Below are 25,575 nucleotides of genomic sequence, written 5' to 3' on the forward strand. Positions count from 1 at the left end.
ACGCCACCTCGTCAGCCCACCTCAACACCGCTCATCGGGTGGGCGACCCGCGCGCCGTTCCTCCGCCGAGATCCGCTGCCAATCGCGTGGTGATACCCCATAGGCTGCCGTGAACTCCTCGATGAAGTCGGACGTGCTCCCGAAGCCCCATCGTCGCGACTGTTCGGGATGCCACCCGGATCCCTGACGCGCCAGCGTGTGGTGAGCCAGGCGGAGACGCTCCGCGACGATCCACCTGTCGAGGTCGAACTGGGTGGACGCCGAGAGATCCCGGATCTGGGCAATGGCCACACCCAGATTATCCGCGATCACCCGCTCCGACAGATCGAGATCGCTCAGATGGCTCCGGACGAAGTCCATGACCCTTCGCGTCAGCACTTCTGGCGGCACCGGACTCTCGGTCATCACACGGGCGTGATCGGTCCGACCTCCCCGAGTGGATCACTCAGGCGCCGGCGGCGGCCAGCACGATCGCCGACACGGCGTCGGGGCGCGAGACGAGTGACGCGTGCCCGGCGTCGATCTGGGCGGTGCGGCCGGGGGCGGCCCGCGATGCCATGAAGCGCTGCAGAGCGGGCGGGATGACGCGGTCCTGGCCGGAGATCAGGTACCAACTACGAACCTTCCGCCACGACGGGTCCCCCGAGGGCTCGAGATTGGCCACCAGCGCGGCCGATTTCTGATGGGCGTACATGTCGGCGGCCGTGGCGGCATCGACGTCCTGGGCGAAGATCTCGTGGAAGTACGGCTCGGCAATGTAGCCGTCGACGTTCTTGCCGCCGGGAACGCTCGCGTCGTCGACGATCTTCAGTTGCAGCGCCGGCGGCAGTAGTCGACTGCCGGGGTATGTCAACGGATTCAGCAGGCCCTGGACGAACTCCCCGCGCTCCGGCGCGAAGGCTGCGATATAGACGTTCGCGACCACGTCGGGGTCGTGCGTGTTGGTGATGACAGCGCCACCGTACGAGTGTCCGACGAGCACGACCGGACCGGTGATGGTCGAGAGCTGTTTCTCCAGCAGTGCCGAATCGTAAGCCGGTCCACGCAGCGGATTGTCGAAGGTCTGGACCGGATAGCCGGCCGCGGTGAGTGTCGCTGCGACGTCGCGCCATCCCGACGAGTCGGCGAAGGCCCCGTGGACGAGGACGATCGTCGGCTTCGGTTCGACCGCTCGGGCAGGCGCGGACGCACCGAAGAGACCGAGCACGATGCCGACGACGATGAACACTCCGAGTACACCACGGCGGAGCGGCCGGTTTCGCGAGAAGGAGGACATCACCGAATCCCTTTCATGTGTGCGGGAACTCAACGGTAAGGTGCGGGACTCGGGCCGATCTGGTGCACACTGCACGAGACTGTTCTGTGCCTGCACACGCGGGATCCGCTGGCGCACATGTGCGACGGGTGGTGCCACCGTGCTCTGTGAGGACAGAAGTGTGCACGCTGGGCCAGTGTGCGGGACGGTGGCGCCGCTAGGGTGCGATCCCACAGACCATGCGCCGAGACGGTCTCGGAGCCTGCGCACCCGCGCGTCGCGGGGATCGGAGCACACCATGACACCCTCGCCGCCGGACACGGTCGTACTCGTCCATGGCCTCTGGATGACCCCGCGAAGCTGGGAGAACTGGGTCGCCTACTACGAGGGCAAAGGATTGCGCGTCCTCGCTCCCGCGTATCCGGGCTTCGAGGTGGAGGTCGAGGCTCTTCGTGCCGATCCGCAGGTGATCGCCGACGCCACCGTCGACGACACGGTGGACCATCTCGCCGGAATCATCGACGACCTGCCGTCGCCGCCGATCATCATCGGCCACTCGTTCGGTGGGACGCTGACCCAATTACTGGTCGACCGCGGACTGGGTGCAGCCGCGGTCGTGGTCGACTCGGCCCCGACCGAGGGGGTGCTGGTCAATCCGCCATCTCAGCTCAAGTCATTGTTCCCGATCCTCAAGAACCCCGGCAACAGGCATAAGGCGGCCGGTTTCACCGCCGAGGAGTTCCATTACTCGTTCACGAACACCCTCACCGCCGAGGAATCGCTTGCCGTCTACGAGCGCTACGCCATCCCGGCGCCGGGATCGTGGGTGTGGCGATACGGGGTGTTCGCCAATCTGACCCCACGCCATCTGGAGACCGCCGTCGACTACTCACGTGACGATCGCGCGCCGCTGTTGTTCATCGCCGGCGGCGCCGATCACATCATGCCGCCGTCGGTCAACAAGTCGAATGCGCGGAAGTATCGGAAATCCAAGGCGGTCACCGACTACCACGAGTTCCCTGGTCGATCGCACTGGACATGTGCCGAGCCCGGGTGGGAGCAGGTCGCCGACTACGCGCTGGACTGGGCGATGGAACAGGTGACCGGCGCAGCCCCGACCGGTCCGACCCGGTTGGTCGAGTAGCTTCACGCCGCTGGTCGAGTCCCCCCGCCGCTGGTCGAGTGCCCCGCCGTCGGTCGAGTCGCCCCACCGCTGGTCGAGTGCCCCGCCGTCGGTCGAGTCGCCCCACCGCTGGTCGAGTGCCCCGCCGTCGGTCGAGTCGCCTCACCGCTGGTCGAGTCGCCCCACCGCTGGTCGAGTCGCCCCACCGCTGGTCGAGTAGCTGCGAGCCGCTAGGCGAGCAGTGTATCGAGACCTCGTGAGCGGCAGTAGATCTCGATACGGGCCTCGCCTAGCGGCTCGGCCCTACTCGATCAACGGTTGGGGCGGCGGGGTCCTCGTTGCCCGTGCCGACCCCGGCTTGGTCGAAAGGGTTACCCCACCGCTAGGCGAGCAGTGTATCGAGACCTGTTGGGTGGCGGTAGATCTCGATACGGCCTCGCCTAGCGGCTCGGCCCTACTCGATCAACGGTTGGGGGGTGGCTCGGCCCTACTCGATCAACGGTTGGGGGGTGGCTCGGTCCTACTCGATCAACGGTTGGGGGGCGGCCCTGATCCTACTCGATCAACGGTGAGGGGTGATCAACGACTGCCCACGCCCTTCGGTGCGCCCGCGGACATGAAGCCGAACAGGTATCCGGCGACCCGACGCATCTGGATCTCGTCGGCGCCTTCGGTGATCCGGTAGCGACGGTGATGGCGGTAGATGTGTTCGAACGGTTCGTGCCGTGAGTAGCCGCGCCCGCCGAACACCTGCATGGTCTGATCGGCGGCGTCACAACACAGTCGGTTGGCCTGGTAGTTGCACATCGACACTTCCTGCGAGGCCGAGAAGGGCCCGTAGGTGTCCATCTTCCACGCGGTCTCGCGGATCAGGGCCCGCAGCATCGCGGCCCGGGTGTGCAGTTCGACCAAGGGGAACTGAATGGCCTGGTTGGTCGACAACTTCTTGCCGAACGGAGCACGCTCGTTCGCGTGCGCGACTGCGCGGTTGATGCAGTACTGTGCGGCACCGAGACTCGACGCGGCCTGCCGGATCCGGTTCTCGTTGAAGAAGTGCTGGACGATCTGCAGGCCACGGCCCTCCTCGCCCATGATGGCCGAATGTGGCACACGAACGTCGCGCAGCGTGATGTGTGCGTGGTCGGTCGGCATGTTGAACGTCCACAGGTATTCCTCGACGGTGAAGCCCTCGGCCTCGGGATCGACGAGGAATGCGGTGATGCCGCGGGCATCTCCCGCGTCTCCGCTCGTGCGGGCGAAGATGATGTCCCGGTGGGCGACATGGATTCCGGTGTTCCAGGTCTTCTCACCGTTGATCACCCAGGAGTCCCCATCCCGGACAGCGGTGGTCTCCATGTGGGTGGCATCGGAACCGTGCTCGGGTTCGGTGATCCCGAAGGCGAAGAATTTCTGCCCCGCGGCGAGTGCCTCGACCCATTCCTCTTTCTGTTGCTCCGAGCCGTACTCGAGCATGAGGAGCAGCCCGATGTTGTTGCCGACGATCGCGTGCTCGTTCTGCAGGTCGCAGTGCAGGCCCAGGCCCTTGGATGCCAGGTGTTCGCGGATCACCGCCATCGACAGATTGGACCCGTCGCGGCCGCCGAACTCGGCCGGGAACGGATACCGGAAGTGTCCCGCCGCGTCCGCACGCTTGCATGCCTCATGGAGGAGGGCCTCCCACTCGGCGCTGGGCAGCCCGCCTCGATCCCAGTCGGTGCGCGCGTCCTCCCGCCGATGATCGAAGAACCGGATGTTGTCGTCGGCCTGCTCCAGCGGCACGATCTCGGCTTCGATGAACGCATCGAGCTCGGCAAGATAGTCCGTGAGTGATTCTGGCAGTGCGAAATCCACGTCGGTGTGCCTTTCTTCTCAGCTGTCGGGTCGGGACATGTGCCGCGGGTTGGCGACCGTGAGACGGTCGATGACCTCGGCGGCCACCACAGAACGCACGTTGTCGTCGGTGGCCGAGAGCGAGCCGCGACGCAACGCGTCGGCCAGTTCGGCGCTGCTGCCGACACCGAGCGCAGACAGTCGACGACGACTGGCCTCCAACTGACGCTCTCCCACCAGCAACTGTCGACGCACCGTCGCCAGGACGTTTCCCGCGACGCGGGTACGAAACTTGACCTGCGACGACACTCCGCCGTCGGGAGCCACCTCGTCGTGGAGGAATCCGGAAACGGAGTCCAGCAAGTCGAGCATCGTGGGGGCCGTGTGCGGGTCCTCGGGACGCGCAACCACGTCCGCATCCTCGAGCGGATCGGGCACCGTTTGCGGTGTCGTGATCCCCAGCGCCAGTAGTGCGTCGAATTCCTGCTCGGCGCTGCGCCTTCCGATCGCCGCGAGTTCCATCGACCGTTCGGTGCCGTCGAGATACCGGTTGGCCTGCGCCCCGCAGATCAGGCCCCAGCGAACGGTCGCGTACAGCTCCCACCACTTCAGGGTGGCCTCGTCGGGACGCCGGCCGGAAACCTGGGCGTACGCATCGAGCAGGTCTGTGCGCGAGCCCATCCCCGCTACCGGCGCCGCTGCGCCGAACCGCCACGCCTTGGCGCACAGCCAGCCGAGGTCTTCCATCGGGTCGCCCAGATGGGCGAGTTCCCAGTCGAGAACGGCCGAGATGCGATCCGGGGTGATCAACAGGTTGCCGAGCCGGAAATCCCCGTGCACCACCGTCTCCGGTGACGGCTCCGGGCGATTGCGCTCGAGCCAATCGATCGCCAGAACGATGCCGGCCGGTGCTTCGTCGTACTCGCGGGGAAACAGGGTTCGCAGCGCGGCCACGGGATCACCGATCGACGTCAGGCCCGTCGTAGCCGTGTCCATGGCATGGATACGCGCCAGGATCCCACCCGCCTGACGCGCGAAGTCCTCGCGGATCGGCCCGTAGGCATCGTCGCGAAGGATGCGCCGCGCAATCGACTCGCCGTCGACGAACCGCATCAGCGCGTAGGGAAAGCCGAGGACGTTGTCGCCATCGGAGGAGTCGCCCAGGTCGAGAACCTCGGGAACCGGTACCCCAGCCTCCATCGCGGCGCGCAGAACGTCGACTTCCGCCGTCAGACCTCCCGATCCGGGTTCCGCGGCCGGAACGGCGCGGACGATGACCGCTTCGTCACCGCTGTCATCACCCACTGTCAGCGCGTACGTCGTACGACTGGCCCCCGCCGGCAGCACCCGTGCCTGGCGGACCGCCACCTCTCGTCCCCAGATCGTGCCCAATCGGGCGGCGATGCGTGTGCCCACCTGGGCGGGATCGGTTGACTTCAACGTGCTCACCTCGGCCACGGTCCCCCTCTGTCCGACGAACAAGATCCGACGCTGCGACGCTACCCGACCCGACCGACCGCTCCCTCGGTTCGGTGGAAATGGCTCGGATCGATTCGCCGGCGATTCCTCCCGAACGACCACGCGTTCGGTGTGATCACGCCCGCTCAAGCCACTTCGGCCGCGACGAACCTCGCGGAACGAGCACACACCGATAGCGTCCCGGCGTCCCCGACATGTGCACCTGGTCGGTGACGCCCTGGTACTGGCCCAGCGGCGTCTCGGCGGTGAAGACCTCGGGATCGAGGTAGCGATGCCGATCTCCGCGGCCGGCGACACCGTGTGCGTAGTCGAGATCGAAGACACCCATCCCGACAATCCACAACGCTGCACGAGTCAGTGAGACATGGACCCGGTAGCTGCCGCCCTCCCGGGCACGTCGGGTCAGTGCCTCGACGATGCCGGCCGCCATCAGCCAGGACACGATGTAGTCGTTGACCACCAGAATCGGCGGAAGGCGAGGGCTGTCGCCGCCGCCTTCCAACAACATCATCCCGGCGAGACTGCCCGCAGTCTGGTCGAAACCCACCCATGATGACCACGGTCCGGTGTCACCGTTCAGCGACGCCGTCGCATACACGATGCCCCGGTGCGTCGATGCGATGTCATCAGGCGAGAGACCGAGCCCGGCGAGGTAGCCGGGGCGACGGTTGGCGTAGAACACGTCGGCTTCCTGCATCAGAGTCCGAATACGCTGTGCACCTTCGCCTTTGTACGGGTTGAGGGTCGCCGACCGGACGCCGACGTTGGCGCTGACATAGGTCGCGTCGTGTTCGAGTTCGTTGGGGCGCCACACGTTGAGGACATCGGCCCCGTGCAGAGCCAGTGCCCGCCCCACTCCGGCGCCGGCGATGACGTGGCCCATCCCCAATGCCCGCACCCCGTCGAGCGGCTGGTCCGCTGCGGCGGACATGGGCACCGGGTCGCCGTCGGCGATCTTGGTGACCTCGATCAGCGGCATATCGGCGAGGACGTCGCGGAAGTGGGGTTCGTCGAGCACCTCTCCGACCGTCCGCAGCATCGGCATCACGACACCCGCATCGGCACCCGCGAGTTCGAGTTCGCGGCCCTTCCAGGAGGCGATCGCATCGGACACCGCCTGTTCGTCGTCCGGAACCCCCAGGAGTTTCTGCGCGCCGACCTTGATCTTGGGGTATGGGTTCAGCGGCATCATCCAGCGATCATCGCCGGTGCGGTAGAACCGGAAGCCCAACGCGTTTGACGGATTCGACGGTGTCCCGGCGGGATAGCCGTTGACCAGCTCCCACCGTCGGTCGTAGAAGGGGCACAAGCGGTGTGGGGCGCTCCGAAGATCGACGGAGATGTCCTGTCCGGCACCACCACGCAGCTGCCAGAGTTTGGCGATCGCTGCCGATTTGGCGGCCAGGGCGATCGCGGCCGCACCGCCGAGCCGCAGCGTGCTCGGCACCACCGGGTCGGCCCCGACGAAGCGAACCGCACCACCAGTGTCGTCGGCGCTCATCCCGATGCCGGCGAGGACGTCGTCCAGCTCACCGGCGGGATCGAACGCATCATCGGTGGCCGGGGTGTCGACTGCTGCGCGCAGCCGTTCGGTCAACGAGGTCACAGAATCTCCTCCACAGCCGCATCTGCGGCATCGGCGAGCAGGTCGTCGGGGATCAGCACCTGCCGCGACCGCAGGTACTCACCGACCGCCTTGCCGACCTGGTCCACCCGGGTGTTCGACGATCCGCCGGTGCCGAGCAGGCCGCGCAGCACAAAGTGGACGGCCTGCAGCTCCGGGAATTCGTGTCGCTGGATGTCGAGGTCTTTGGTCTCCGGGATCAGTCGGCGCAATTCGTCGCTCGTCAGGTACCGCCTCAACCAGAGCCAGACCCGTGGATCCCGGGTCCAGACCCCGACGTTGCTGTTGCCACCCTTGTCGCCACTGCGGGCGTGTGCCACAACGCCCAACGGCGCACGCGTGACCCGCTCCGCCAGCGGGGCCTCATGTGGTTCGGGATGGATGGGCTGTGCGACATACGCGGTGTCCGGCGGTACGACCGCAGCGATCCGTCGACCGTCGCCGAGTACCGCGTCGTGGGTCAGCGCCGACAACGGCAACAGCCCGGGCCAGTAGTCGACCCGCGGACGTGGCGCCGAGTGCAGCCCGGCGGCGCCATCGTGGTAGAAGCCCGGAATGCCTTGCAGATACAGAGAGCCGAGGCGCCGTCCGAGGTCCGCGCCGGCGATCAGATCGGCGGTCGGTGCGGTGGCCATCACCCGCAATGCGACGGTGGCGGCCCATTGTGATTCGGGATCGTCTGCGGCGGTTCCGATCTGCGTCAGATCGACGACGACCCCGTCGGGCATGTCGAGCAGAAGTTGATCGCGGATCATCGCGATCTTCTCCTCGATGTGTGGCGACGTGACGAACACCGTGTTCACCACGGTGAATCCGACCGGCCCGAAGATCGCGACCTTCGTCGTCGGCGGTGGCGGCGCACCCGAGGCCCCGGACACACGCACACGGTCAGGGCCGTCGTCGGTCACCCGGACGTCGTCGAGACGAACAGTGACGTCCGGATTGAGGTACACCGGACCCTGGATCTCGTACATGATCTGTGCGGTCACCGTGTCGAGGGTTACCTCTCCCCCGTCGCGACCATGCTTGGTCACCACGCAACTGCCGTCCGCGGAGATCTCCGCGATGGGGAACCCGGGCACCGTGCGGTTCGCGATGTCGAGGAATCCGGAGAAGTTGCCGCCGACGGCATGTGCGCCGCATTCGATCACGTGACCGGCGAGGACCGCGCCGGCCAGCGCGTCCCAGTCGTCGGGTGCCCAGTCATGCCACCACGCCGCCGGTCCGGCCGTGAGCGACGCATCTGTGACGCGACCACAGATCACGATGTCGGCACCCGCCCCCAACGCGGCGGCCACGCCCCAGCCACCCAGATACGCGTTCGCGGCGAACGGAGTGGCGACCCAATCCGCGAGCGGCTCCCCGGTGTCCAGGTTGGCCAGCGAATGGCCCTGCTCCCTCAGTTGCGGCAACGCGGTGAGAATGTTGTCGCCCTCGACGTGAGCGACACGCAGATCGACTCCGGCCGAATGGATCTCGTCCCGCAGAACTGCGGCCAGGCCCGCCGGGTGGAAACCACCGGCATTCGTGACGACCTTGATGCCGCGTTCGGATATCGCCGCCAGATGAGGCCGAACCTGATCGACGAAGTAGTCGACGTAACCGCGGTCGGCATTGCGTTGGTGCGCGGCCGACAGGGCCGCGAGGGTGATCTCGGCGAGATAATCCCCCATCAACACGTCCACCCGATCGCCCGCCATGGCCTCGTCGATCGCCGTCCGGCGGTCGCCCAGATAGCCGGAGAAGTTCGCGATCCTGATCGGCTCGCGCGCCATCTGCCACCTCCCTGTGAGCATGGATCCTCGGTGACCCTCACCTCTCAGGCTAGGAAGATGTCGACCGACTCACCAGAGCCGATCCGAGCACGTCGACATGACCGTTTCGGTCACTGCGCCGATGGCGCCGATAGGCTGGCGCGGTGGACCTGATCCATTTGCGTTCGTTCGTGGCGGTCGCGGAAGAACGGAGTTTCACCCGCGCCGCGGCACGCCTGCACATCGCGGCCTCACCGCTGAGCCGCCGCATCAAGGACCTCGAGCGCGAGTTCGGGGCGCCGCTGTTCGTGCGCGCCCACCACCGCGTCGAACTCACCGCTGCCGGCGAGGTGCTGCTGCCCCGGGCCGGTGAGATCCTCGATCGGGTGGACGCGCTCGGCGACGCGATCCGTACCGCCGACGGCGGTGCCCCGAGGCAAGCCGTCGTCGGCATCGCGCCCGAGGTGTCCCCGACGGTGCGCGACGCATTCCTGGCAGGTCTCGCCGAATGTCACCCCGACGTCGCACCGCGGCTGGTGCCGGCGAGCACCGAACCGCTGTTGCGCGATCTCCGCGCCGGTCACCTCGACCTGGCCCTGGTACACGGCCCCGTCGGCGGGTCCGGCATCACCACGCGATTCCTCGAACGCCAACCGGTCGGGGTCGCAGTGGGCACGGATGCGGTCGGTGATGATCGGAGCTCGATCGCCCTGGCCGACCTGACCGAGATCCCGTTCGCGTCGATCAATCACGACTCGGCGCCGGAGCTCTACCGCAACCTGGACGGCCTGCTGACCCGGCACGGTATCCGCAAGCGGATCACCCTGACCGGCGACAATTTCGCGGGTCTGGCGCATCTGGTCGCAACGGGACAGGCCTTCACACTGGTCGGCCTCGGCAACGGCATGGCCACCAGGCTCTTTCACGGTGAACCGGTGCGTATCCTGCCGATCGACGGAATGCGCGCGAGTATCACCACGGTTGCGGCCTGGCAGGCCAGACGGGAGACCGAACAGCTCATCGGCGACCTGGTGGAGGTCGTCGGCTCGCTCGTGCCGCCGAGGCGAGCGAACGGCGGGCCATAGAGCTCAGTGCGCGACGCGGTGGCGCAGGTCGATCGGTAGTCCGTCCGCGGGGGTCGGGCCGGTCCCGTAGGTGAGGTCCAGGCGGTAGTCGCTGGGTACCGACCACTCGAAGCGCTGCAGCATCTGGTGCATGATCGCCTTGACCTCCATGCCGCCGAAGTACAGGCCGATGCACTTGTGCGCCCCACCGCCGAACGGTGCCCACGCGAAACGATGCACCTTGTCCTCACGCCGTTCCGGCGCGAAGCGCTCGGGGTCCCAGCGCGTGGGGTTCGGCCACCACTCTTCGCGCAGCATCGACGCCCACGCATGGATCCCGACGAGCGTGTCCTTCGGGACGAAGTGGCCCAGGATGTCGGTGTCGGCAACGGTTTTCCGGAAGAGCATGCCGACCGGAGCGTTGATGCGCAGTGTCTCCTTGAACGCGAGGTCGAGGCTCGGCAGCTTGTCGAGGTCGTCGTAGTCGATGGTGGACTTGCCCAGCGCCAGCGACTCGCTTCGCAGGCGCTCCTGCCACTCCGGGTACCGCCCGAGGAAGTAGGTCAGCATCGACAACGCGATGGTGCTGGTGTCGTGGGCGGCCATCATCACGAAGATCATGTGGTTGACCACGTCCTCGTCGGTGAAGGTGTTGCCGTCCTCGTCCGCGCTGTGGCACAGCACGCTGAACAGGTCATCGCCGTCGCCGGCCCTGCGCGCGGCGATCTCGGAGCGGAAGTACTGCTGCAGCGCCTCACGCCCACGTAGTCCGCGCGCCCAGGTCCAATCGCGCACGTCGGCGCGGACCATGGCCTGCCCCCCACGCACGGCCGCCTCGAACGACTCCTCGAGGCGATGGGCTTCGGTCTCGCTCAACGAGGCACCGACGAACACCTCGGTGGCCAGCGACAGGGTGAGATCCTTGGTGCGGGAGTACATCCGGAATCCGCTCCCGACCTCCCAGTCTGCGAGGGTCTTCTCGATGTGCGGAGTCATCATGTCGAGGTAGCCGTTGAGCCGGGGCCGGGTGAACGCCTGCTGCAGGATCCGGCGGTGGTGCATGTGTTCTTCGAAATCCATCAGCATGATGCCCCGTCGGAAGAACGGGCCGATCATCGGTTCCCAACCTTGCTCACTGGAGAACGCCTTCTCGCGATTCATCCATGCGCATTCGATCGCGTCGGGGCCGACGAGGGTGACGATGTTCATGTTCAACGAACCGGACCAGGACACGGGACCGTACTTCTCGAAGCGCGCCATCGCGCTGGCGAGTGGGTCCTTGAGCGCTTCCAGGGAGTTGCCGAGAAACGGCAGCCCGGGGTCGCCCATCACGGGTTTCAGGTCGGAACCGGCAGGTGGCTCGGCCAACGGTCGCGGTGCGCTCGGATAGGCCTTGCTGAGCGAACCCAGTGCCGATTGCATCGTCTTCTTCGCGTCCATGAGCGCTCCAACCCGAGACCGCGTCCCCCGGGTGCGATCGGGCTGTCCGCACCAAAGGAACGAAACGTGTTTGTTGTTCCAAACGCGAGTGTACGTCGCCGTACCACCGCCGTCACCGGTTTTCCGTAACCGACCTCACGCGCCGACGTATTCGGCCAGGTGCGCACCGGTGACCGTCGACGCCTCGGCGATGAGGTCGGCCGGCGAGCCCTCGAACACAACCCGGCCGCCGTCATGGCCGGCGCCCGGCCCGAGGTCGATGATCCAGTCGGCATGGGCCATCACCGCTTGGTGGTGCTCGATCACGATGACGGACTTGCCGGCGTCGACGAGCCGATCCAGCAACTCCAGGAGTTGCTCGACATCGGCGAGATGCAGACCGGTCGTCGGCTCGTCGAGAATGTAGACGTCACCCTTGTCGCCCATCTGCGCGGCCAGTTTGAGGCGTTGGCGCTCACCGCCGGACAGGGTCGTGAGTGGCTGTCCGATCGTCAGGTAGCCCAGACCCACATCCCGCAGTCGAACCAGGATCTTATGTGCCGCAGGGATCTTCGCGTCACCGCTGCCAAAAAACTCCTCTGCCTTGCCAACCGACATCGTGAGGACCTCGCTGATGTCCTTGCCTCCGAATGTGTAGTCGAGGACCTCGGCGGAGAATCGTTTGCCGTCGCACACCTCGCAGGGCGTGGCGACCCCCGCCATCATCGCGAGATCCGAATAGATCACGCCCGCGCCGTTGCAGTTGGGGCAGGCGCCCTCGGAATTGGCGCTGAACAGACCCGGCTTGACGCCGTTGGCCTTGGCGAACGCCTTGCGGATCGGGTCGAGCAAGCCGGTGTAGGTGGCCGGGTTGCTGCGCCGCGAACCGCGGATCGCGCCCTGATCGATCGACACGACGCCGTCTCGCTTCGCGAGGGAGCCGTCGATCAGCGAACTCTTTCCGGACCCGGCCACTCCCGTCACCACCACCAGCACGCCGAGTGGGATGTCGACGTCCACGTCGCGCAGATTGTGCGTCGAAGCGCCGCGGATCTCGAGCGCGCCCTCGGCGCTGCGTACCGACTCTTTGACCTTGGCCCGGTCGTCGAGGTGCCGTCCGGTGCGGGTGTCGGCACCCCGCAGTTCGTCGACAGTCCCCTCGAACACGATCTCCCCGCCGTCGCTACCTGCGCCCGGACCGAGATCGACGACGTGGTCGGCGACCGCGATCGCTTCCGGCTTGTGCTCGACGACCAGCACCGTGTTGCCCTTGTCCCGCAACTGCAGCAACAGGTTGTTCATCCTGGCGATGTCGTGCGGGTGGAGGCCGATCGTCGGTTCGTCGAAGACGTAGGTGACGTCGGTCAGGGAGGAACCGAGATGCCGGATCAGCTTGGTGCGCTGGGCCTCTCCGCCGGAGAGGGTGCCGGCGGGCCGGTCCAGCGACAGGTACCCGAGGCCGATCTCCACGAACGAGTCGAGGGTCTCGCCCAGCGTCGTCAACAACGGACCCACCGACGGCTCGTCGAGAGTGTGCACCCATTCGGCCAGGTCGCTGATCTGCATGGCGCAGACGTCGGCGATGCTCTTGCCGTCGATCTTCGACGATCGGGCCTCCGCCGTCAGGCGGGTGCCGTCGCAGTCCGGGCACGTCTGGAAGGTGATCGCACGGTCGACGAAGGCCCGGATGTGTGGCTGCATCGCCTCGCGATCCTTGGACAGGAACGACTTCTGGATCTGCGGGATGAGGCCGAGGTAGGTCAGATTGATGCCGTCGACCTTGATCTTGGTCGACTCCTTGTACAGCAGGTCGTTGAGTTCGCGTTTGGTGTACTTGCGTATCGGCTTGTCCGGGTCGAACCATCCGCATCCGCGGTAGATGCGCCCGTACCAGCCCTCCATGCTGTACCCGGGGATGGTGAGTGCGCCTTCGTTGAGCGACTTGGAGTCGTCGTAGAGTGCGCTCAGGTCGAAATCCGAGACCGCGCCCCGACCTTCGCACCGCGGACACATCCCGCCGGTGATCGAGAAGCTGCGCCGTTCTTTGACAGTGCGGCCGGACTTCTCGATCGTGACCGCACCGGCCCCACTGATCGACGCGACGTTGAACGAGAACGCCTGGGGCGACCCGATGTGGGGTGTGCCGAGGCGGCTGAACAGGATTCGCAGCATGGCGTTCGCGTCGGTCGCAGTGCCGACCGTGGACCGCGGATTGGCGCCCATGCGCTCCTGGTCGACGATGATGGCGGTCGTCAGTCCCTCCAGCACGTCGACGTCGGGGCGGCCGAGGTTGGGCATGAAGCCCTGGACGAACGCACTGTAGGTCTCATTGATCATCCGCTGTGACTCCGCGGCGATCGTGCTGAACACCAGTGAACTCTTCCCGGAGCCGGACACCCCGGTGAACACCGTCAACCTGCGTTTGGGTATCTCCAGGCTGACGTCCTTGAGGTTGTTCTCCCGTGCTCCGGTGACGCGGATCCGATCGTGGTTGTCGGCTGCATGGATCTCAGGCGATGTGCTCTTGGTCCGGGTCTTCGTCCTCGCGGCGGCGCTCACGGTGTCTCCATCTGTTCGGCTCGGCCCGCACCTCGCGGTGTGTGGCCGACTCAACTGGTCGAAGGGGCTCTGCTGTGGTCGGTGGTGGCGGATCCATCGTCGTGGAGCGGGTGACGATGTGCCCTTGCCGGTAGGTGCACATGTCCGTCGACTCCGGTCACGGCACCTGATCGATGCGGATGAGGTTGCCAGACGGGTCGCGGAAAGCGCAGTCGCGCACGCCGTAGGGCTGATCGGTGGGTTCCTGCAGCACCTCGGCTCCACTGGCCTCGAGCTTCTCGAACAGCGCGTCGAGGTCGTCGGTGGCCAACGTGACCGCGGCGAAGCTCCCCTTGGCGATCAACTCCAGGATCACCCGGCGTTCGTCGTCGGTGATCCCGGGGTCCGCGGCGGGCGGGTGCAGGACGATCGATGTCTGCGGCTGATTCGGCGGGCCGACGGTCAGCCACCGCATCCCTTCGTAGCCGACGTCTTTGCGGACCTCGAAACCGAGTGTGTCCCGATAGAATTCCAGCGCGGCGTCGGCATCGGTGTGCGGGAGGAAGGTGTACTGAATGTTGATGTCCATGCGCATCACGCTAGACGTGGAGTGCGACTGGACGCTTCTCGATTCCTGATCGGTCTGGTGACCTGTTTTGCCAGGCACGCCGGGATGCCGTCCGTGATGTCACCGTCGTAGTCGCGGTAGGCGCTGGGCGACATCCCGACCAGTTCGGTGAAGCGCGTGCTGAATGTGCCCAGTGAGGAGCAGCCGACGGCGAAGCAGATCTCGGTCACGGTGAGGTCGCCGCGACGGAGCAGCGCCTTCGCCCGTTCGATCCGGCGAGTCATCAGGTAGGAGTATGGCGACTCCCCGTACACCCTGCGGAACTCTCTGCTCAGGTGACCGGCCGACATGTGCGCACCGCGGGCCAGTGCCTCGACGTTCAACGGCTCTGCGTACTCCCGGTCGATCCGGTCGCGGACGCGCCGCAGTCGTGCGATGTCACGCAGACGGTCGGCTTCGGACGTGGCGGCCACGGTGAAATCCTGCCACGCCGGACGCGCGTTGCCCACCGTCTTCGGTGCGGACACCCCACCGTGACAACGTCACCTCGCGATCGGCGCAAGGTGACGTTGTCACACATGGAGGTGGCTGCTGGGGTGGCTCACGGCTTCCACCCTTCCCGGGCGAGGACTCCCACGTCGTCGACCACGCGTACCGCGCCCGCCTCACGCAGTTCGGCCTCGGAGAAGCCTCCACTGCGGACCGCGACGCACCGAGCGCCCAATCGTGTGGCCGATTCGACGTCCCACACGGTGTCGCCGACCACCACCGCCGCGCCGCCGCCCGCCTTGTCCAGTGCGACCGCAAGGATGTCGGGCTCGGGTTTGGAGTTGTCCGCATCCTCCGACGAGGTGACGGCGACGAACTGATCTCGTGTCATACCGAGGATGTCCAGGGCCGCGTCGGTGAACTCCGCCGCGCCCGACGAGGCCAGCGCGACACGAAGACCTGCACGCTGCAATGACCCGATGAACTCGCGGGTCCCGGAGAACGCCTTGACCTCGGGCAACAGCTTCCGGTAGCGGTCGGCCCACGCCGTACGCAGATCGTCGCCGAGCCGCTGTTCGACATCGTCGCCGCACACCTCCCCGACGAGGAGGTCGCCGCCCATGCCGACCGTCCGGTGTACGCGCCACCAATCGGGCGTCAGATCATGCTCGGCGAACGCCCGGATCCAGGCAAGGGCATGGAAGTAGGTCGAATCGATGAGGGTGCCGTCGACGTCGAGCAGGACGGTGTCGACTGGTTGGTCGGTCGCGGGTGACCCGCTGGACCTCGAATCGTTCACGTGGACCTCCATGGGTTTGGTTCTCGACCAAAAGTGCTACCCCGTGGGCGTCGCGGACAATCCCCCCAGTGGCTCAGCGAAGGAGTATCGATGCCCACACGCTTCGGCTACACCCTGATGACCGAACAGGCCGGCCCGAAGGATCTTGTCCGGTTCGCGGTCGGAGCCGAGGAGGTGGGCTTCGACTTCGAAGTGTCCAGCGATCACTATTTCCCCTGGTTGTCGGCGCAGGGTCATGCTCCGTATGCCTGGAGTGTGCTCGGCGCCGTCGCCCACGCCACCGAGCGCGTCGAGCTGATGACGTACGTGACGTGCCCCACCATCCGCTACCACCCGGTCATCGTCGCGCAGAAGGCCGCGACCCTGCAGTTGCTGGCCGATGACCGTTTCACACTGGGTCTCGGTTCCGGTGAGAATCTCAACGAGCACGTCGTCGGTGAGGGCTGGCCGGCCGTCGCCGATCGGCATGCGATGCTCGCCGAGGCCATCGAGATCATCCGGGCGCTGCACCGGGGCGATCTGGTCGACTTCCGCGGCGAGTACTACCAGGTGGACGCCGCACGGATCTGGGACCTGCCCGAGTCGGGCGTGCCGATCGGTGTGGCCGTCGCGGGCGGTCGGGGCATCGAGGAGTTCGGCCCGTTGGCCGATCACATGATCGCCGTCGAGCCGACTCGGGATCTCGTCGAGACCTGGAACGACACCGACGGGACCGGAACGATCGGCGTCGACAGCCGCGCGATCGGACAGATCCCGATCTGCTGGGACCCCGACCGTGACGCCGCGGTGGCGCGGGCGCACGACCAGTTCCGCTGGTTCAGCGGCGGATGGGACGTCAATGCCGACCTCCGCACGACCGCAGGTTTCGCCGCGGCGACCCAGTATGTGAGACCTGGCGACGTCGCCGAGTCCATCCCATGTGGCCCCGACCTCGATGCCATCGTCGAGGCCGTCAAACCGTACTGGGAAGCGGGTTTCACCGACATAGCGCTGGTGCAGATCGGAGGTGAGGCACAGGACGAGTTCCTGAGCGCAGCGGCAAAACCGTTGCTGGACAAGCTTCGTTCGGCGTCGTCGGGACCGTGATCCCGGACGCGAGGCGGAACTCGTTGTGGAACAGACGAGTTCATCGTGACCGAGGCGAGCGGCGAAAGCATTGACCGACTTTCGACTGCGAATCGACCGAGCGGCGTATCATCACGACAAGGGATCTGAAACAGTTCGGGTCCCGCACAGCCCATTGACGGATAGACCTTTTCGGAGGCGGAATGTCCGACGTAAACCAGAATTCCAACTACACGACCCGGGACTCCGGCGCTCCCGCCGGCAGCGACGAGCATTCGTTGACAGTCGGGGCCGGTGGCCCCATCGTCCTGCACGACCATTACCTGATCGAGCAAATGGCGCAGTTCAACCGGGAGCGCATCCCGGAGCGTCAGCCGCACGCCAAGGGCAGCGGCGCATTCGGGACCTTCGAGACCACCGAGGACGTGTCCGCCTACACGAGTGCGGCTTTGTTTCAGCCCGGCGTGAAGACCGAGATGGTGGCGCGATTCTCGACGGTCGCCGGCGAGCGTGGCAGCCCGGACACCTGGCGAGATCCGCGCGGTTTCGCACTGAAGTTCTACACATCGGAGGGGATCTACGACATGGTCGGCAACAACACGCCGATCTTCTTCGTCAAGGATCCGATGAAGTTCCAGCACTTCATCCGCTCGCAGAAGCGCCGCGCCGACAACAACCTGCGCGATCACGACATGCAGTGGGACTTCTGGACCCTGTCACCCGAGTCGGCCCACCAGGTCACCTGGCTCATGGGAGACCGCGGCATCCCGAAGACGTGGCGCCACATGAACGGCTACTCGTCGCACACCTACCTGTGGGTGAATGCGGAGGGCGTCAAGCACTGGGTGAAATACCACTTCATCAGTGACCAGGGCATCGATTTCTTCACGCAGCACGAAGGTGACCAGATGGCCGCCGCGGACACCGACTTCCACACGCGGGATCTGTTCGAGTCGATCGCTGCGGGCGACAACCCGAGTTGGACCCTCAAGGTGCAGTTGATGCCGTACGAGGACGCCACGAGCTATCGGTTCAACCCGTTCGACCTCACCAAGGTGTGGCCACACGGCGACTATCCGCTGCACGAGGTCGGCAAGATGACCTTGCACACCAATCCCACGGACAACCACGCCCAGATCGAACAAGTCGCGTTCGAGCCGAACAACGTGGTGCCCGGGATCGGGTTCAGCCCCGACCGCATGTTGCTCGGACGGGTGTTCTCCTACGCGGACGCCCACCGGGCCCGTCTCGGCGGCAACTACAAGGAGATCCCGGTCAACCGGCCGCGCAACGAGGTGCACAGCTACACCAAGGACGGGCACATGCGGATCACGCCGGTCAGCGATCCCGTGTATGCACCGAACTCGAAGGGCGGACCGGCAGCGACGTACCCGGGACAGGGCGAGCCGCAGTGGGCCGCCGACGGTGACATCGTGCGCAGCGCGTACGTCGACCACCCCGAGGACGACGACTGGGGTCAGGCCGGGACCATGGTGCGCGAGGTGCTCGACGACGCCGCGCGTGAGCGGCTCGTCGACAACGTGGTCGGCCACCTACTGAACGGCGTGTCCGAGCCGATCCTGGCCCGCGCGTTCGAGTACTGGAGCCGGATCGATCCGGACATCGGGGCACGGATCAAGTCGGGCGTGACCGAGAAGAAGGATCAGCCGGATCCCAAGGTGGACGAACAGGGCAATCCTGCGCGCAGTTCGATGCAGGCCAAGGTCTGACCCGACACCACGGTCATCACGAGGGCGGGGCGGCACGGGGTGCCGTCCCGCCCTCGCCGCGTATTCAGACCGTCAGGGCGGCCATCACGCGATGGGTCTTGGTGACCCCGTGATCCTTGCCGACCGACAGGCCTCGTCGACCCATCGCCTCCTCGAACACCGACTGGGCGGTCGCGGCGCGGCGCTCGAGGTCCAGGCGTGTCTCGCCATCGCGCGGTATCACCCGGACGGCCAGCTCGAGCACGTCCACCGCACCGACGGTCCACCGCTCGACGTGGGCCGCACATCCGTCGACGCGCACCTGCGGCCACGTCTCACTGGACACCGGCCCGAGCGTCACCAAATGGTCGATCGGTACCCCGCCCGGCGTGCACATGACGACGAACTGTCGTTGCGCGCTGTCGAGCACGTGAGCGGGGTCGTCGCCGGCGGTCAGCGCCGCTGCCACCGAGCCGGTCGGGCGGCGACTGATCGCCGACGACGCGACGACCCGACGGCTGCCGCACCAGTCCTGCTCGAGTCGGTAGGAGAACTCGGGCTGCTCGAACGCGGAGCGCCACCGTCCGACGAGACGATCGGTGTCGCAGGGCCGCAAGGCGACTGTCACGTCGTCGCGATCGCCGCTGCGCAGTCGGATCGTGAGATGTCCGGCGAGCAGCGGAAAGCGGTTCTGTGCGTCGTGGGTGCGCGCCTCGGCGAACCAGATGTCCCGACGGATGGGTGGCTCGGTCGCGCATCCCAGTGCGTCGAGAGCATCGGTCACCGGGCTGTCGAGGTTGACCTTGATCTCGACGGGAGCGATCACCGGGGTGGCCTTTCTCGCATGTGACAAGTCGGCCACGGCTTCAACCGGGACCACCTCTCATGGTCGTCGGCGCGGTTTCCGCGGACACGAGTACGGCGCTACCTCACTTCCGGGTCCGGGCTGCGTGTCCCAGCGAGTACATGTGAGTAGTCGACTACTCGTGCCATCTGACCGACGACCACACATACTCGGAGTCGGCACAACTGATCCGGCGCAATTCGGGTATCCGTCGCACTTCGGAGGTGGTCATGGTCGGGAGGGTGAGACCTGCGGTGATGCCGCAGTTGCGGGCGCGGGCCAGGCCAGGCGTCACCGACGACCGCCACCTCGTCGTCCGTGCCCTCGCCCAGGCCGCGGAGAGACTCGACCGTGCCGTCGGATGGTCGCGATTGTGGTCGCCGGTGGGCCTTGCCGTCCTGGTCGGACTCCGCAGTCAGCTGCGTGCGCACAACCTGGTCGACACCGGACGTCCCGGGAGTCCGCTGCCCGCGGGTCTGACATCCGAGTACCGCGTGCGCACCGTCGACGGAACCTACAACGACGTCGCCTCACCGCGAGTGGGATCGGCGGGCAGCCGATTCGGACGCAACGTCCCCACGGAACAGACATACCCGGAGGGCGCGGACGCGATCTCCCAACCGAATCCGCGACTCGTCAGCACCGGGCTGCTGACCCGCCGAGAGTTTGTACCGGCCACCACACTCAACCTGCTGGCCGCCGCATGGATCCAGTTCGAGGTACACGACTGGTTCCACCACGCGCCTGCCGCCTCCGACCCGTGGCACATCGACCTGCCCGAGGGCGACACGGACTGGGCACACGGGCCGATGACCTTCGACCGCACCGCGTCGGACCCGAACAGCGTGTCCGATGCGCCGCCGGTGTATGCCTCCACCGTCTCGCACTGGTGGGACGGTTCCCAGATATACGGTGAGACACAGGAATACGCCGATGCGATCCGCAGCCGGCAGGGCGGCCGCATCACCCTCGATGCCGACGGTCTCCCCCCGATCGAGACCGAGGACCTCCTCGATCCGGAGGGGCAGGCGTCGAACTTCTGGGTGGGTCTGGCCCTGCTGCACTCCCTGTTCCTGGCCGAGCACAACGCGATCGCCGATCGGCTCGCCGAGGCCTACCCGGCGATGACCGATCAACAACTCTATGACACCGCACGGATGGTGAACGCCGCCCTGATGGCGAAGATCCACACCGTCGACTGGACGCCGGCCATCATCGCTCATCCGACGACCGTCGCAGCGATGCGCGGCAACTGGTTCGGACTGCTCGGCGAACGGTTTTCACGCCGCTTCGGCAGGATCAGCGACAACGACGTGCTGTGCGGCATCCCCGGTTCCCCGACCGACGACAGCGGCGTGCCGTTCGCACTCACCGAGGAGTTCGTCGCGGTCTACCGGATGCATCCGCTGATCCCCGACGAGGTCGCGATCAAGTCCCTCGCCGACGACACCGTTGTGGGCGCGCACCCGATGCAAGACCTCCTCGCCGGCGATGTCCGACAGCGTCTGGGTGAACGCTCCCGCACCGACCTCCTGTACTCGTTCGGTCGCGCCCACCCGGGTGCCCTGTCGCTGCACAACTACCCGGCCTCGATGCAGAACCTCGCGCGCCCCGACGGTGGACACCTGGACCTGGCCACCGTCGACATCATGCGCATCCGGGAACGCGGCGTACCGCGCTACAACGACTTCCGCCGGGCGCTGCGTCTGCCCCGCGTTCGTTCGTTTCTCGAACTCGCCGGCGATACGGACGTGGCACGCGAGCTCGAGGACATCTACCACGACATCGACCGGGTAGATCTCATGATCGGGCTGTACGCCGAGCCGAAACCTCGCGGATTCGGCTTCGGCGACACGGCTTTCCGGATCTTCATCCTGATGGCATCACGGCGGTTGTCGTGCGACCGGTTCTTCACCGACGACTTCCGGCCCGAGGTGTACACCGAGGTAGGGATGGCCTGGGTCCGTGACAACTCGATGCGTTCGGTACTGCTCCGACACCATCCCGGTCTCACGCCGGCGCTGCGCGGCGTGTCCAATCCGTTCGCCCCCTGGAATGTTCCGCGACCACCGAAGGACTGATCCATGACCGACGTCGTCACCGCAGCCGGTACATATGAACGCTTTCACGAGGACATCGAGACACCCCGCGACGACGAGGACGCCGACATCGAGAAGATCGTTCGCGTGCTGCGTTCCAACAACGAACGCGCATACCGCAAGAACAAGCGTGGCCTGCGCGACGCCCATGCCAAGGGCCACGGCATCCTGCGCGGTGAACTCGAGGTTCTCGACGATCTCGATGACGAACTCGCACAGGGGATGTTCGCCACACCGCGGGTGTACCCGATCGTCGCGCGGCTGTCGAGCACGTCCGGCGCGATCCGTAGCGATCAGCTGCGTGGTGTGCGCGGACTCGGGGTCAAGGTGATCGGGGTGGACGGCGAGCGCGCCCTGCCCGACGACACCGCCAACACGCAGGACTTCATCATGGTCACCCATCGCGAGTTCCTGTTCGCCGATGCCCACGCCTACAGTCGCACCGGGATGGTGACGGCGTGGGCTCTCGCCCGGCTGTCCGACCCGGCACTCAAACTGGGCAGCGAGGCGCTCGACACGTTCAACCGGCAGGTACTGGCCAGGGTCGGCCGCGAACTGCCCGACAAGCTCGCGGTGTTCATCGCCCCCAACACCCACATCCTCGGCGACGTCTTCCACTCCTCGGCACCATTGCGGCACGGCGACTACATGATCAAGATGCGGCTCGTTCCGCGGTCGCCGGAGGTACGGGCACTACTCGGTGCGCCTATGCCCGACAGCGGGGGTGTCAACGCCTTCGCCGAGTCCGTGATCGACTTCTTCGCACTGCACGACGCCGAGTACGAGTTGCAGGTGCAGTTGTGTACCGATCTCGAGACCATGCCGATCGAGGACGCCACCAAGGAATGGGATCACCGGCGGTCGCCCTACCGCCCCGTCGCGATCATCCGATATCCCCGCCAGAACCCGTACACACCGGAACGGCGCGCCTTCGGCGACGACGTGCTGTCGTTCAACTCCTGGCGGGGTCTCGACGCCCACCGGCCGCTCGGGTCGATAAACCGCCTCAAGAAGCGCGTGTACGAGGCGTCGAGCCAGTACCGGCACCAGGTCAATCACGCGCCGATGCTCGAACCGTCCGACGAGTCGCAGCTGCCGACCTGACCGATATCCGACGATCCGGTGACGCGGTGACGAACACATGGCGATGACGACGATCACGGACTCCGCACACCGTCGCGGCAATGCGCCCAGCAGGGAGAATGCGGCCGCAGGCGCCACGCGTTCGAACGGCCGTGTGCCGCGCCGCACCCTATACTCAGATCGCATGGACGGCAGTTGGCAGCTGCTCGGTCGACCCTCCGAACATCAGGCGATCGCATCCGCACTGACCGACGAGGGCAGCGGCGTCGTGCTCGTCGGGCCTGCGGGTGTCGGTAAGACGACGTCGGCACGTTCGGTGACCGAATCACTGGCGTGCCCGGTGCATTGGGCGGCATGCACCGAATCCTCCCGCGCGATCCCACTGGGGGCATTCGCGCCGTGGGTCCACCTGTCGCCGAACGTGTCCCGAGACCCCATCGCCGCCCTCGTGTCGGCACGCGAATCATTGATCGCCGAGCCGGACACCGTGATCGGAGTCGATGACGCGCATCTGCTCGATCAGTTGTCGGCCACGCTGCTCCACCAGATAGCGATCGAGCATTCCGCGCGCATCGTCGCCACGGCGCGCAGTGGCGAAAACGTCCCGGACGCGGTCACCACTTTGTGGAAGGACGGGTACCTCCAACGCATCGAGCTGGAACCGTTGACCAAGGGTCAGTGCACCGAGCTGGTGGAGTTGGTCCTCGGTGGCACGTTGGAAGGTCTCAGTGCCGATGTCATCTGGGAATCGTCGGGCGGCAATCCACTGTTCCTGCGCAACATGGTCGAAGGGGCGGTCGCGGCCCGGACGCTGACAGAGATCAACGGCGTCTGGCAGTTGCGGGGGCCAACCGCGGTGCCCTCCGGGCTGGTGGCGCTCATCGACGATCGCCTCGACCGGGCCGGCGCGGACGTCCTGGAGGCGTTGAAGCTGCTCGCCCTCTACGAACCGCTCGATCTCGACACCCTCGTCACGCTCGCGGGCGAGGCGGCCCTGGACGCCGCCGAGGTCCGGGGACTCGTGCGCGTGACGCGCGACGGCGCGGTGGTGAACACCCGTTTCAGCCACCCGGTCTACGGCGACGTGATCCGTCAGCGCATCGGTACGGTCGCCGGCCGCCGATTGCGCTCGCGGATCGTCGGCGTGCTGGCCGAGCGACCCATCACGTCGGCGGCCGACCGGATCCGCCTCGCGCGGCTCTGCGTCGACGGTGATCAGGACATCGACGTCAAGCTCCTGATCTCGGCCGCGAAGGACGCTGTCGCACTGACGAATCTGCCGCTTGGGGAAAGGCTGGCGCGAGCCGCGCACGACCGCGGCGGTGGGCTCGCCGCGGCCGAGTTGTTGTCGAGAGCGTTGCTGTGGCAGGGACGCATCGCCGAGTCCGACGAGGTTCTGGCGGTGTACGACCCGGATGACCTCGACGAACTCCAACTCGTGCAGTGGGGCGTTCCCCGGATGAGCAGACTCTTCTGGTCTCTCGGGGACGTCGGCCAGAGCACCGCACTTCTCGGGCTGTTGCGTGACCGGGTCGAGTACCCGGCCTTACGGTTGGTCGTCGACGCTGCCGGTGCTGCCATGGCGGTCCACGAGAACCGGATCGACGAAGGGATCGAGGCCGCCGAGATCGTGCTCGACGATCCTGAATCACCGTCACAGGCAATCGAGTTCGCCGCATTCGGGGCAGGCCTGGCCATGCCTGTCGCCGGTCGCGGCTACGACTTCGAACCGATCGCCGCGCGCTGCCGTCCCGAGCAGAAAGCCACCGACGGCATGCTGAAGGTGATGGTTCGCTATGGCGACGTCCTGGCGTTGACGATGGTCGGTGACCTCGACCAGGCCGAGAGACGGGCCGCCGAGTACGCCGAGTTCTCGTCGTCGGGCCAGTTCGTCGGATGGGCGATCGCCAAGATCATGGCCGGCGTGGTCGCCACCTATCGCGGCGCATTCCGCGAGGCGGTCGACGCCATCGAACAAGCACTGGCGGCCCTCAATGCCGAGACCTCCTTGCCCTGGCAGCTGCCCGCCAGGCTCATCCTGGTTCGAGCATATGCAGCTCTCGGCGAGATCGACCGGGCGCAACAGGTCATCGACGACGCCGACGAACACTCCGGTCCCCACCTGCGGCTGCACGAACCGCAACGGCTGATCGCACGAGCATGGGTCGCCGCAGCTTCCGGCGGAGGACGTACCGCGGTCGAATTATGTTGCGAAGCAGCAGAGCTGGCCAAGTCCTCCGGACAGTACGCGTTGGCTGCGGAAGCCCTGCACCACGCCGCGAGGTTCGGTGAACGCCATGTCGCCGGACGCCTTGACGAACTGCGGCCGCGCATCCAGGGCCCGATCGCCGGTCTCTACGCCGCCCACGCGACGGCGGTCGCGAAGTCCGATCCCGCAGGACTGGTCGACGTCAGTGGCCGGTTCGAGGAGGTCGGGTTGATGTTGTCCGCGGCAGACGCTGCCGCTGCGGCTGTTCCGATCTTCGATCGCAGCGGCCGTCGCCGGGAGAGCGCCGAGGCCGGGGTCCGCGCGGCCCGGCTCGCGGCGGCCTGCGACGGTGCGACGACGCCGGCGATCCGCGCCGCCGCACGACCCTTGCCGGTGACAGCCCGCGAACGGGAGATCACCGCCCTCGTCGCGCAGGGTCTGAGCAACCGCGAGATCGCCGAACGGCTCACCGTGTCGATCCGGACAGTCGAGGGCCACATCTATCGGGCCTGCATCAAGCTCGATGTGGCCGACCGTGAAGCGCTGGCGCGCATCGTGTGGGAGGAAGGCGGGCGCCCTACCCCCGACCCCTGAGGAACCGGGTGGCGCTCGCACGCCTTACCC

At 66.6% G+C, this 25,575-nt stretch carries 19 protein-coding genes; 7 read left to right on the top strand and 12 right to left on the bottom strand.

The genetic code is table 11. From position 1 onward, the window contains the following. Nucleotides 1-21: 21 nt before the first annotated feature. Together VZC37_RS07885 and VZC37_RS07890 are read right to left on the bottom strand one after the other, a co-directional pair. Nucleotides 22-405: a helix-turn-helix domain-containing protein gene (locus tag VZC37_RS07885; RefSeq protein WP_330431925.1), complete on the bottom strand. Its 384-nt coding sequence runs from the start codon at nucleotides 403-405 to the stop codon at nucleotides 22-24. Between the two features lie 40 nt (nucleotides 406-445). Then, nucleotides 446-1,276 carry an alpha/beta fold hydrolase gene (locus tag VZC37_RS07890; RefSeq protein WP_330431926.1) on the bottom strand — a complete coding sequence of 277 codons (831 nt, stop codon included), beginning with the start codon at nucleotides 1,274-1,276 and terminating at the stop codon, nucleotides 446-448. 277 nt (nucleotides 1,277-1,553) lie between these two features. Here VZC37_RS07890 and VZC37_RS07895 point away from each other — a divergent pair, with 277 nt between their 5' ends. After that, nucleotides 1,554-2,399, top strand: coding sequence for an alpha/beta hydrolase (locus VZC37_RS07895; protein ID WP_330431927.1), 846 nt, complete (start codon nucleotides 1,554-1,556; stop codon nucleotides 2,397-2,399). Between the two features lie 558 nt (nucleotides 2,400-2,957). Here VZC37_RS07895 and VZC37_RS07900 read toward each other — a convergent pair. The 4 genes from VZC37_RS07900 to VZC37_RS07915 all read right to left on the bottom strand — a co-directional run bounded on the left by VZC37_RS07900 (nucleotide 2,958) and on the right by VZC37_RS07915 (nucleotide 9,086). Further along, a complete protein-coding gene (locus VZC37_RS07900) occupies nucleotides 2,958-4,229 on the bottom strand; it encodes an acyl-CoA dehydrogenase family protein (RefSeq protein WP_330431928.1) in 1,272 nt (423 codons plus the stop codon). An 18-nt stretch (nucleotides 4,230-4,247) separates the two neighbouring features. Beyond that, nucleotides 4,248-5,657: a phosphotransferase family protein gene (locus tag VZC37_RS07905; protein WP_330431929.1), complete on the bottom strand. Its 1,410-nt coding sequence runs from the start codon at nucleotides 5,655-5,657 to the stop codon at nucleotides 4,248-4,250. Between the two features lie 145 nt (nucleotides 5,658-5,802). Next, nucleotides 5,803-7,293 carry a CoA transferase gene (locus VZC37_RS07910; RefSeq protein ID WP_330431930.1) on the bottom strand — a complete coding sequence of 497 codons (1,491 nt, stop codon included), beginning with the start codon at nucleotides 7,291-7,293 and terminating at the stop codon, nucleotides 5,803-5,805. After that, nucleotides 7,290-9,086, bottom strand: a complete 1,797-nt coding sequence (locus VZC37_RS07915) for an acyclic terpene utilization AtuA family protein (protein ID WP_330431931.1) — start codon at nucleotides 9,084-9,086, stop codon at nucleotides 7,290-7,292. The genes VZC37_RS07910 and VZC37_RS07915 overlap by 4 nt, the downstream gene beginning before the upstream one ends. A gap of 143 nt (nucleotides 9,087-9,229) precedes the next feature. Between VZC37_RS07915 and VZC37_RS07920 the strand changes: the two genes are divergently transcribed. Then, entirely contained in the window at nucleotides 9,230-10,150 is a 921-nt protein-coding gene (locus VZC37_RS07920) for a LysR family transcriptional regulator (RefSeq protein WP_330431932.1), read from the top strand. Between the two features lie 3 nt (nucleotides 10,151-10,153). On the opposite strand, the gene VZC37_RS07925 is transcribed toward VZC37_RS07920, so the two are convergent. The 5 genes from VZC37_RS07925 to VZC37_RS07945 all read right to left on the bottom strand — a co-directional run bounded on the left by VZC37_RS07925 (nucleotide 10,154) and on the right by VZC37_RS07945 (nucleotide 15,942). After that, entirely contained in the window at nucleotides 10,154-11,569 is a 1,416-nt protein-coding gene (locus tag VZC37_RS07925) for a cytochrome P450 (RefSeq protein WP_431309358.1), read from the bottom strand. A 135-nt stretch (nucleotides 11,570-11,704) separates the two neighbouring features. Further along, entirely contained in the window at nucleotides 11,705-14,107 is a 2,403-nt protein-coding gene (locus VZC37_RS07930; protein ID WP_330431933.1) for an excinuclease ABC subunit UvrA, read from the bottom strand. A 157-nt stretch (nucleotides 14,108-14,264) separates the two neighbouring features. After that, nucleotides 14,265-14,675 (bottom strand): VOC family protein, encoded by a 411-nt coding sequence (locus tag VZC37_RS07935; protein WP_330431934.1) that lies wholly within the window; start codon nucleotides 14,673-14,675, stop codon nucleotides 14,265-14,267. A 5-nt stretch (nucleotides 14,676-14,680) separates the two neighbouring features. Further along, nucleotides 14,681-15,127: a helix-turn-helix transcriptional regulator gene (locus VZC37_RS07940; protein ID WP_330432476.1), complete on the bottom strand. Its 447-nt coding sequence runs from the start codon at nucleotides 15,125-15,127 to the stop codon at nucleotides 14,681-14,683. A gap of 128 nt (nucleotides 15,128-15,255) precedes the next feature. Next, nucleotides 15,256-15,942 (bottom strand): HAD family hydrolase, encoded by a 687-nt coding sequence (locus VZC37_RS07945; protein ID WP_330431935.1) that lies wholly within the window; start codon nucleotides 15,940-15,942, stop codon nucleotides 15,256-15,258. A 90-nt stretch (nucleotides 15,943-16,032) separates the two neighbouring features. Here VZC37_RS07945 and VZC37_RS07950 point away from each other — a divergent pair, with 90 nt between their 5' ends. Together VZC37_RS07950 and VZC37_RS07955 are read left to right on the top strand one after the other, a co-directional pair. Further along, nucleotides 16,033-17,028 carry a TIGR03557 family F420-dependent LLM class oxidoreductase gene (locus VZC37_RS07950; protein ID WP_330431936.1) on the top strand — a complete coding sequence of 332 codons (996 nt, stop codon included), beginning with the start codon at nucleotides 16,033-16,035 and terminating at the stop codon, nucleotides 17,026-17,028. Nucleotides 17,029-17,210: 182 nt separating this feature from the next. Continuing rightward, complete coding sequence (locus VZC37_RS07955; protein ID WP_330431937.1) at nucleotides 17,211-18,737, top strand: catalase; 1,527 nt, start codon at nucleotides 17,211-17,213, stop codon at nucleotides 18,735-18,737. Nucleotides 18,738-18,801: 64 nt separating this feature from the next. On the opposite strand, the gene VZC37_RS07960 is transcribed toward VZC37_RS07955, so the two are convergent. Continuing rightward, the gene (locus tag VZC37_RS07960; RefSeq protein WP_330431938.1) at nucleotides 18,802-19,542 is read right to left on the bottom strand and encodes a hypothetical protein; all 741 of its coding nucleotides are present in this window, start codon (nucleotides 19,540-19,542) and stop codon (nucleotides 18,802-18,804) included. Nucleotides 19,543-19,817: 275 nt separating this feature from the next. Here VZC37_RS07960 and VZC37_RS07965 point away from each other — a divergent pair, with 275 nt between their 5' ends. The 3 genes from VZC37_RS07965 to VZC37_RS07975 all read left to right on the top strand — a co-directional run bounded on the left by VZC37_RS07965 (nucleotide 19,818) and on the right by VZC37_RS07975 (nucleotide 25,545). Further along, nucleotides 19,818-21,641: a peroxidase family protein gene (locus tag VZC37_RS07965; RefSeq protein WP_330432477.1), complete on the top strand. Its 1,824-nt coding sequence runs from the start codon at nucleotides 19,818-19,820 to the stop codon at nucleotides 21,639-21,641. A gap of 3 nt (nucleotides 21,642-21,644) precedes the next feature. Beyond that, a complete protein-coding gene (locus VZC37_RS07970) occupies nucleotides 21,645-22,763 on the top strand; it encodes a catalase family protein (RefSeq protein ID WP_330431939.1) in 1,119 nt (372 codons plus the stop codon). A 163-nt stretch (nucleotides 22,764-22,926) separates the two neighbouring features. Continuing rightward, nucleotides 22,927-25,545 (top strand): LuxR C-terminal-related transcriptional regulator, encoded by a 2,619-nt coding sequence (locus tag VZC37_RS07975; protein ID WP_330431940.1) that lies wholly within the window; start codon nucleotides 22,927-22,929, stop codon nucleotides 25,543-25,545. Nucleotides 25,546-25,575: the final 30 nt, after the last annotated feature.

Source organism: Gordonia sesuvii (assembly GCF_036350415.1).
Taxonomy (GTDB): Bacteria; Actinomycetota; Actinomycetes; order Mycobacteriales; family Mycobacteriaceae; genus Gordonia; species Gordonia sesuvii.

What these genes read in the sequence shown, in the direction of transcription:
- VZC37_RS07970 (WP_330431939.1), top strand. Translation starts at nt 21,645, where the DNA reads ATGACCGACGTCGTCACCGCAGCCGGTACATATGAACGCTTTCACGAG.
- VZC37_RS07890 (WP_330431926.1), bottom strand. Translation starts at nt 1,276, where the DNA reads ATGTCCTCCTTCTCGCGAAACCGGCCGCTCCGCCGTGGTGTACTCGGA.
- VZC37_RS07895 (WP_330431927.1), top strand. Translation starts at nt 1,554, where the DNA reads ATGACACCCTCGCCGCCGGACACGGTCGTACTCGTCCATGGCCTCTGG.
- VZC37_RS07950 (WP_330431936.1), top strand. Translation starts at nt 16,033, where the DNA reads ATGCCCACACGCTTCGGCTACACCCTGATGACCGAACAGGCCGGCCCG.
- VZC37_RS07955 (WP_330431937.1), top strand. Translation starts at nt 17,211, where the DNA reads ATGTCCGACGTAAACCAGAATTCCAACTACACGACCCGGGACTCCGGC.
- VZC37_RS07965 (WP_330432477.1), top strand. Translation starts at nt 19,818, where the DNA reads ATGCCGCAGTTGCGGGCGCGGGCCAGGCCAGGCGTCACCGACGACCGC.
- VZC37_RS07925 (WP_431309358.1), bottom strand. Translation starts at nt 11,569, where the DNA reads ATGGACGCGAAGAAGACGATGCAATCGGCACTGGGTTCGCTCAGCAAG.
- VZC37_RS07915 (WP_330431931.1), bottom strand. Translation starts at nt 9,086, where the DNA reads ATGGCGCGCGAGCCGATCAGGATCGCGAACTTCTCCGGCTATCTGGGC.
- VZC37_RS07935 (WP_330431934.1), bottom strand. Translation starts at nt 14,675, where the DNA reads ATGGACATCAACATTCAGTACACCTTCCTCCCGCACACCGATGCCGAC.
- VZC37_RS07885 (WP_330431925.1), bottom strand. Translation starts at nt 405, where the DNA reads ATGACCGAGAGTCCGGTGCCGCCAGAAGTGCTGACGCGAAGGGTCATG.
- VZC37_RS07975 (WP_330431940.1), top strand. Translation starts at nt 22,927, where the DNA reads ATGGACGGCAGTTGGCAGCTGCTCGGTCGACCCTCCGAACATCAGGCG.